Below are 7,464 nucleotides of genomic sequence, written 5' to 3'. Positions count from 1 at the left end.
GCCCTCGTCACCCAGCAGCCAGCCGTACCCGTCGGCCGTGGCGACGGGCACGTGGTCGGTAATTCTTGCCGCGATGGCCCCCGTCCCGGAGATGAGCACGGTGCCCGACGGCGAGGGGGTGCCGGCCGCGAAGGCGGTCACGATGTCCCCGACCAGCCGCACCGGTGCCACACGGGAAGCGCGGGGGAGGAGGTCGCGGAAGACGCGCTCGGCCAGCGCCGCGCACCGGCCTGGGTTGCCGGCGAGCCCGGCGACCACGCCCACGATCTGCGAAGACGCGATGTCCTTCAGTGCCGCCTGGACGGCAGCGGTCAGGTTGGCGGCGGCGGTGTCCATGCCGAGCGTCCCCGGATTGGCCCCGCCCGCGCGCCCGCGCCCCGCCGGCGTGCCCTCCAGGGTGAACAGCGCGGCACGGGAGGAGGTGCCGCCGGCGTCGATGCCCAACACCACGCGCATGTCAAAAATTATTGCCCAATCTCCTTGACCAAGCCATAGTTTGAGCATAATTTTCATCGCGTGGAACCACTGAGCCGCATCAGGGCCGAGCAGCACGACATGCCGGACGCGTTGCGCAAGGTGGCCGAGGCGATCCTGGCCGCCCCGGCCGAGGCGGCCAGGCTGACCATCGTCGACCTGGCCGAGCGGAGCGGCACGTCCACCGCCACCATCACCCGCTTCTGCCGCGCGCTCGGCTTCGCCGGATACGCGGAGCTGCGCGTGGCCATCGCCACCGAGACCGGCCGGGTGGCGCAGCAGACCTGGCAGACCGACATCGGCCAGGAGATCCTGCCCGACGACAGTCTCGAACGCGTGCTGAGCGTCGTCTCGGGCAACGACATCCGCCTGATCCAGGAGACCGGCGACCAGCTCGACCTGGCCGTGGTCGACAAGGTCGCGCAGGCCGTGGCCAGGGCCGGGCGGGTGCTGCTGTTCGGGGTGTCGAGCAGCGCGGCCGTGGCCAGTGAGATGGAATACCGGCTGCAGCGCATGCGCGTACCGACGTGGAGCAGGTCCGACGCCCACAGCGCGCTGACGGACGCGGCGCTGCTCGGTCAGGGCGACGTGGCGATCGGGATCTCGCACAGCGGCAGGACGCGCGAGGTCATCGAAGTGCTCGCGGAGGCGGGCAGCCACGGCGCGATCACCGTGGCCGTCACCTCGCAGCCGAGATCGCCGCTGGCCGAGGTGGCCGAGTTGGTGCTGACCACGGCGAGCCGGGCCACGAGCTTCAGGTCCGAGGGGTTCGCGGCGATCCACTCGCAACTGCTCGTCCTGGACGTCGTGTACGTATCGGTGGCCCAGCGCACCTACGAGCGTACGAAGCACGCTTTCGACGTCACCGTTCGCGCGGTGGCCGGCCACCGTCTGCCAGAAGGGGACCTATGACGATTGATCGGCAAGAGTTCGCTGACCACATCGCGGAGCTCGTCCGGACGATTCCCGGGGATCCGGAGATTCCGCGAGCCGCCGACCTGTTCACCAAGGCCCTGACCGGGGGCGGCGTCATCCAGGCGTTCGGGTCCGGTCACTCCGAGGCCGTCGCGATGGAGATCGCCGGTCGCGCGGGCGGTCTCGTCCCCACCAACAGGCTCGCGCTCAGGGACATCGTCCTGTACGGCGACTCGCCCAGAGCCGAGCTCGACCGCTACGACCTCGAACGCGACCCCGCCATCGCCCACACCATCCTCGACCTGGCCCCCGTCCAGCCCGGCGACCTGTTCGTCGTCATCTCCAACTCGGGCGTCAACGGCGTCGTCGTCGAACTGGCCACGCTGGTCAAGCAGCGCGGCCACGACCTGATCGCGATCACCTCACGCGCCCACGGCGAGGCCGCCGCGTCCCGCCACCCCTCGGGCCGCAAGCTCGCCGACCTGGCCGACGTCGTCCTGGACAACCACGCGCCGTACGGCGACGCCGTCCTCCCCCTGCCCGGCGGAGGCGCGGTCGGCGCCGTCTCCACCATCACCTCCGCCCTGCTGGCCCAGCTCGTCGTGGCCCAGACCGTGAGCAACCTGCTCGAAGCCGGCGAGGTCCCGCCTGTCTACCTCTCCGCGAACGTCCCCGAGGGCGACGCGCACAACCTCAAACTCGAAGCGCTGTACGCGGGCCGCATCCGCCGCGGCGCCTGACCGCCACCAGCTCTGTCCGGCACCTGCCGGAAACCGGGGGCCGCACAACCGATTCGGGGGCCGTATAACCAAGGAGAACCCCGCCATGTCACGAAATTTCGGTAAAGTCCTGCTCTCCTTAGCCGTCCCACTCGTCCTGATCGTCGTGGCCCTGGTCGCACCCGCCAGCGCCGACCAGGCCGTCCGCCTCCAATACCGCACCAGCGCCCCCGGCGCCACCACCGCCCAGGCCGAGCCCTGGTTCCAGCTCTTCAACGACGGCACCACCACGATCCCGCTGAACCAGGTCAAGATCCGCTACTACGTCACAGGCGCCGAGACCTACCGCTTCGCCTGCTCCTGGGCGGTCGTGAGCTGTTCGACGGTGACGGGCCAGTTCGTCCGCCAGTCGGGGTCCGGCCAGTACCTGGAGGTGGGCTTCACCTCCGGCAGCCTGGCCCCCGGACGCGACACCGGCGACCTGCAACTGCGCTTCTACCGCGCCGACTGGCAGAGCTTCACCCAGAGCGACGACTACTCCTACGGCCCCCAGACCGCCTACGCGAACTGGGACAAGGTCACCGTCCACGTCAACGGTCAGCTCGCCTGGGGCCGGCCCACGGGCAGCGAGCCGACGCCCACCGTGACGCCGACCGTTCCCCCGGGCTCGGCCGGCGTGCTGTTCGACGACTTCACGTACGCGGGCCCGAACGACCCCCTGCTGGCCCAGCGCGGCTGGACGGTCCGCGGCAGCTCGGGAGGCCCAGGCGTGCCCGGCGCCACCTGGTCGCCCGCGGGCGTGTCGTTCCCCGGCGGCCTGCTGACGCTCGACTCGTCCACGAACGGCACCGCCTCGGGCACCGTACAGACGGAGTTGTCCACCGCGAACCGCAAGTTCCACGAGGGCACCTACGCCGCGCGCGTCCGCTTCAGCGACGCGCCGACCGGCGGCCCCGACGGTGAGCACGTGGTGCAGACGTTCTTCACCATCACCCCGCTGCGCTCCAACCTGGACCCCGACTACGGCGAGCTCGACTTCGAGTATCTGCCGAACGGCGGCTGGGGCGAGCCGTCGAACATCCTGTACGCCACGAGCTGGGAAACCTACCAGGGCGACCCCTGGCAGGCCGTGAACACCAACACCGCGGAGCGCACGAGCTTCGCCGGCTGGCACGACCTCGTCATCCAGGTCTCAGGCGGCCGGATGAGGTACTACGTGGACGGCCGCCTGTTCGCCGACCACGGTGACATCTACTATCCAGAGACGCCGATGTGGATCATGTTCAACCAGTGGTTCATCGATCTCCAGGGCGTGACGGGGACCCGTACGTACCGGCAGCAGGTGGACTGGCTCTACCACAGCAAGAACGAGGTCGTCTCGCCCGCCGACGTGCAGAGCCGCGTCGCCTCCCTGCGCTCCTCCGGCACCGCCTTCAGGGACACCGTCCCCAACCCGTGACAAAGCAGGCACCCCCCATCCAAAGGAACGTCATGAAGAACCGCATCCTCGCCCTGGCGGCCGTGTTAGCGCTCGGCGCGTGCGGCACCGGCGGCGAGCCCGCCCCCGGGGCGAGCGCCGCCCCCGCCAAGCTGACCGTCTGGATCATGGACGGCAGCGTCACGCAGGACCTGCTGAAGAAGTTCGAGGCCGAGTACGAGGGCGCGCACCAGGGTGTGGACCTCGACCTCCAGATCCAGGCCTGGGACGGCATCGGCGAACGGGTCACCGCGGCTCTGGCCAGCACCGACGCCCCCGACGTGATCGAGGTGGGCAACACCCAGGTCGCGCAGTACTCCGCCAGCGGCGGCGTGACGGACCTGACGGCCAAAGTCGCCGAACTCAAGGGCGAGGACTGGCTCCCCGGCCTGGCCCAGCCGGGGAACATCGACGGCAAGCAGTACGGAATCCCGTGGTACGCCGCCAACCGCGTGGTCGTCTACAACAAGGACCTGTTCGCCGAGGCCGGCATCAAGGAGCCCCCAAAAAACCGCGACGAATGGCTAAATATCACGACAAAACTCAATAAAGGCGGCAATCAGGGCATCTACCTGCCCGGCCAGACCTGGTACGCGCTGGCCGGCTTCGTCTGGGACGAGGGCGGCGACCTGGCCGTCCAGGAGGGCGGCCAGGAGGGCGGCAAGTGGACCGGCGCCCTCGGCACCCCGCAGTCCCTGGCCGGCATGGACTTCTACAAGCGGCTTCAGGCCCTCGGCAAGGGTCCCAAGGACGCCGACGAGGCCAACCCGCCCCAGCACGAGGTCTTCGCGCAGGGCAAGGTCGCCCAGATCATCGCCGTCCCCGGCATCGCGGCCCGCGTCCTGGAGGTGGACCCGAAGCTGAAGGACAAGATGGGCTTCTTCCCCATCCCGGGCAAGACGGCCGACAAGCCGGGCGCGGTCTTCACCGGCGGCTCCGACCTGATCGTCCCGGCCGCCTCCCAGCGCCAGGAGGAGGCGTACGAGCTGGTCAAGGCGCTGGCGGGGGAGCAGTTCCAGACCGAGCTGGCCAAGGCCATGAGCTTCGTGCCGAACCGTACCTCGCTGGCCGGCGTACTGTCCGGCGACGAGGGCACCGCCGCCATGGCCGTCGGCGCGGCCAACGGGCGGGCCACCCCGAACACCCCCAACTGGGCCGCCGTCGAGGCCACCTCCGTGATCAAGCAGTACATGACCGCCGTGCTCACCGGCGCCGACCCCGCGGCGGAGGCGAGCAAGGTCTCCGAGTCGATCACCACGACGCTGAACAGCGGATCCTGATGCGGGCTGGGTACCGCTCACTCTGGCCCTACCTGCTCATCGCCCCCGCGGTGGCAGGCGGGGCCTTCCTCCTGCTCTATCCGCTGGCCAAGGCGGCGGTGATCTCGTTCCAGCACTTCCGCATGGGCGAGCTGATCCGGGGCGGCGCCGTCTTCGCGGGCCTGGACAACTACGCCGAGCTCCTGTCCGGCGAGGAGTTCTGGCAGGTCCTCGTCCGCACGCTGGTGTGGACCGCGATCAACGTGGTGCTCATCGTCGTGCTGTCGACCGGCGTCGCCCTCATGCTCGTACGCCTGCGCCGCGGCCTGCGCCTGGCCCTGATGAGCGCGCTGGCCCTGGCCTGGGCCACCCCCATCATCGCGGCGACCACCGTCTTCCAGTGGTTGTTCCAGTCGGAGCTGGGCGTGGTCAACTGGCTGCTGGTCACCCTCGGCTTCGACTCCTTCCAGGGCTACACCTGGTTCGCGAACGGCACGGCCACGTTCGCCGTCCTCGTGATCCTGGTCGTCTGGCAGTCCGTCCCGTTCGCCGCGCTCACCCTGTACGCCGGCCTCACCACCATCCCGGTCGAGTTGTACGAGTCGGCCAGGATCGACGGCGGCACGGGCAGGCAGGTGTTCTGGAGGATCACGGTGCCGATGCTCAGGCAGTTGTTCGCCCTGGTGGCCTCGCTGGAGGTGATCTGGGTGGCCAAGTGCTTCCCGCAGATCTGGGTGCTCAGCCAGGGCGGCCCGGGCGACGCCACGACCACCCTGCCGGTGTACGCGTTCAAGATCGCCCGTGTCCTGCACCGCTACGACCTGGGCTCGGCGGTCGCCATGCTCACGGTCGTCATCCTGGCCGTCGCCCTCGTCAGCAACCTGCGTCGAATGGTCCGTTCATGAAGAGGCTCACGCTGAACGCGGCGGCGGTCGCCGTACTCGTGATGATGATCTTTCCGGTCTACTGGATGTTCCTGACCGCGTTCAAGCCGACCAGGGACATCCAGTCGGCCACGCCCACGTTCTGGCCGGCGCATCCCACCCTCGAACACTTCGTCACCGCCGTGAACGCGCCCGGGTTCTGGACCTTCTGGCGCAACAGCCTCGTCGTCACCGTGGCCGCGGTGCTGATCGCGCTGGTGGTGTCGCTGCTGGCGGCGTACGCGATGGCCAGGATGCGGTGGCGGGGGAGGGGCGGGTTCGTCGTGGCGGTGTTCGCGGCGCAGATGGCGCCATGGGAGGCGCTGCTGGTGCCGGTGTTCATCATCGCCAGGGACACCGAGCTGCTGGACTCGCTGGCCATGCTGACCGGGGTCTACTTCATGATCACGTTGCCGTTCACGATCGTGACGTTGCGCGGGTTCCTGGCCGCGATCCCGCTGGAGTTGGAGGAGGCGGCGCAGGTGGACGGGTGCGGTCGCGTGGCGGCGTTCCGGCGGGTGGTGTTCCCGCTGCTCGCGCCCGGGTTGATGGCGACCTCGCTGTTCGGGTTCATCACGGCGTGGAACGAGTTCGCGTTCGTCAACGTGCTGATCATCAAGGACCAGTCCAGCCGGACCCTGCCGGTGTGGCTGTCGTCCTTCCGCGACGTGTTCGGGACGGACTGGGGCGCCACGATGGCCGCCGCCAGCCTGTTCGCGCTGCCCGCGCTGCTGCTCTTCCTGTTCCTGCAGCGCCGCGTCGGCACGGGCATGACGGCGGGTGCGGTCAAGGGGTAGCCCGCGCCACCGGAGACGGATGGCGCTCAAGGTCCCTTCCCCGCCGCCATGGGGACCGGCCGCTCAGGGGCCCTTCGTGAAGGACGCGTGCAGGGCCTTGGCGCCGGCTTCGGGCAGCAGGTCGCGCGCCGCCAGCCAGGCAGCCGCCCCCGCCGCGTCGTGGGCCGTCATGACCGTCTCACCCTTCAGCAGTTCGATCACCGCCTGCCGCACGGGCCCGTCGCTCGTCAGCACGCTCCCCGCGAGCACCACGGGACCGGACACGTGCACGCGTCCGAGCGTGGCGACCAGGTGGCCGGCGGCCTCGCGCACGATCCCGGCGGCCGCCGGATCGCCCGCCGCGGCGGCCTGGCTGACCAGCGAGGACAGGGCGGCCAGCCGCATGTGGTCGGCCTGCGCCAGCCGGACGATGCGGTTGGCGGCGGCGCGCGGCGTGGCGGGCCGCTCCGCGCCGAGGAAGTGCTCACCGACGAGCGCCGTCAGCAGGCCCCCCGCGATGCCGCCCCCCGCGCCGACCGGGGCGGGCGTACCCGAGTAGAGGGCCTCGCCCAGCGAGTCGTGGCGCAGGGCGGCGACGGGCAGGCCGCGGTCCAGGGCGTCGACCACCGCCTTCGCGGCCTCGCGGCCGATCCAGAACCCCGAGCCCGTGTCGGCGAGCAGCCAGCCGAGCGCGTCCGCGACCGCGTCGAGTTCGAAGTCCACGATCCGCGCCGCGGCCGCGCCCGTACCGGACAGCAGCAGCGAGCCGTCGGGCTCGGGCGACCCGGCGGCGTACGCGATCGGCACGTCGCCACCGCAACGCGGCTCCTCGGCGATCCCGTGAGCGGCCCACGCCTTCGCCAGTTCGGGCGCCATCGCCTCCCTGTATCCCGCCACCCCGGCCATGGAGGCGACCACCCG

At 70.4% G+C, this 7,464-nt stretch carries 8 protein-coding genes; 6 read left to right on the top strand and 2 right to left on the bottom strand.

Annotated features, from left to right (window positions below):
* On the bottom strand, positions 1-456 hold a 456-nt coding region (locus tag ITP53_RS52570), incomplete at its 3' end, for a BadF/BadG/BcrA/BcrD ATPase family protein (protein WP_328818664.1).
* Between the two features lie 60 nt (positions 457-516).
* On the opposite strand from ITP53_RS52570, the gene ITP53_RS52565 reads away from it, so the two are divergent.
* The 6 genes from ITP53_RS52565 to ITP53_RS52540 all read left to right on the top strand — a co-directional run bounded on the left by ITP53_RS52565 (position 517) and on the right by ITP53_RS52540 (position 6,564).
* Positions 517-1,386 (top strand): MurR/RpiR family transcriptional regulator, encoded by an 870-nt coding sequence (locus ITP53_RS52565; RefSeq protein WP_328818662.1) that lies wholly within the window; start codon positions 517-519, stop codon positions 1,384-1,386.
* On the top strand, positions 1,383-2,129 hold the full coding sequence (locus ITP53_RS52560) for a sugar isomerase domain-containing protein (protein ID WP_195903000.1): 747 nt from the start codon (positions 1,383-1,385) through the stop codon (positions 2,127-2,129). The genes ITP53_RS52565 and ITP53_RS52560 overlap by 4 nt, the downstream gene beginning before the upstream one ends.
* A gap of 85 nt (positions 2,130-2,214) precedes the next feature.
* Positions 2,215-3,567 carry a cellulose binding domain-containing protein gene (locus ITP53_RS52555; RefSeq protein ID WP_195902999.1) on the top strand — a complete coding sequence of 451 codons (1,353 nt, stop codon included), beginning with the start codon at positions 2,215-2,217 and terminating at the stop codon, positions 3,565-3,567.
* 32 nt (positions 3,568-3,599) lie between these two features.
* Entirely contained in the window at positions 3,600-4,865 is a 1,266-nt protein-coding gene (locus tag ITP53_RS52550) for an extracellular solute-binding protein (protein WP_195902998.1), read from the top strand.
* Positions 4,865-5,749 carry a carbohydrate ABC transporter permease gene (locus ITP53_RS52545; protein WP_195902997.1) on the top strand — a complete coding sequence of 295 codons (885 nt, stop codon included), beginning with the start codon at positions 4,865-4,867 and terminating at the stop codon, positions 5,747-5,749. The genes ITP53_RS52550 and ITP53_RS52545 overlap by 1 nt, the downstream gene beginning before the upstream one ends.
* Positions 5,746-6,564: a carbohydrate ABC transporter permease gene (locus tag ITP53_RS52540; protein ID WP_195902996.1), complete on the top strand. Its 819-nt coding sequence runs from the start codon at positions 5,746-5,748 to the stop codon at positions 6,562-6,564. The genes ITP53_RS52545 and ITP53_RS52540 overlap by 4 nt, the downstream gene beginning before the upstream one ends.
* 63 nt (positions 6,565-6,627) lie before the next feature.
* Here the strand turns inward: ITP53_RS52540 and ITP53_RS52535 are convergent.
* The coding region (locus ITP53_RS52535; RefSeq protein WP_195902995.1) for a hypothetical protein at positions 6,628-7,464 on the bottom strand (837 nt) is incomplete at its 5' end.

This window comes from Nonomuraea cypriaca, assembly GCF_015645445.1.
Classification (GTDB): domain Bacteria; phylum Actinomycetota; class Actinomycetes; order Streptosporangiales; family Streptosporangiaceae; genus Nonomuraea; species Nonomuraea cypriaca.
Note: the sequence above shows the minus strand (reverse complement) of the source record. Positions and strands in the feature narration are given on the sequence as shown.

Excerpts from the sequence above, each read along its gene's own strand:
- ITP53_RS52540 (WP_195902996.1), top strand. The coding sequence starts at position 5,746 with ATGAAGAGGCTCACGCTGAACGCGGCGGCGGTCGCCGTACTCGTGATG.
- ITP53_RS52555 (WP_195902999.1), top strand. The coding sequence starts at position 2,215 with ATGTCACGAAATTTCGGTAAAGTCCTGCTCTCCTTAGCCGTCCCACTC.
- ITP53_RS52550 (WP_195902998.1), top strand. The coding sequence starts at position 3,600 with ATGAAGAACCGCATCCTCGCCCTGGCGGCCGTGTTAGCGCTCGGCGCG.
- ITP53_RS52560 (WP_195903000.1), top strand. The coding sequence starts at position 1,383 with ATGACGATTGATCGGCAAGAGTTCGCTGACCACATCGCGGAGCTCGTC.
- ITP53_RS52545 (WP_195902997.1), top strand. The coding sequence starts at position 4,865 with ATGCGGGCTGGGTACCGCTCACTCTGGCCCTACCTGCTCATCGCCCCC.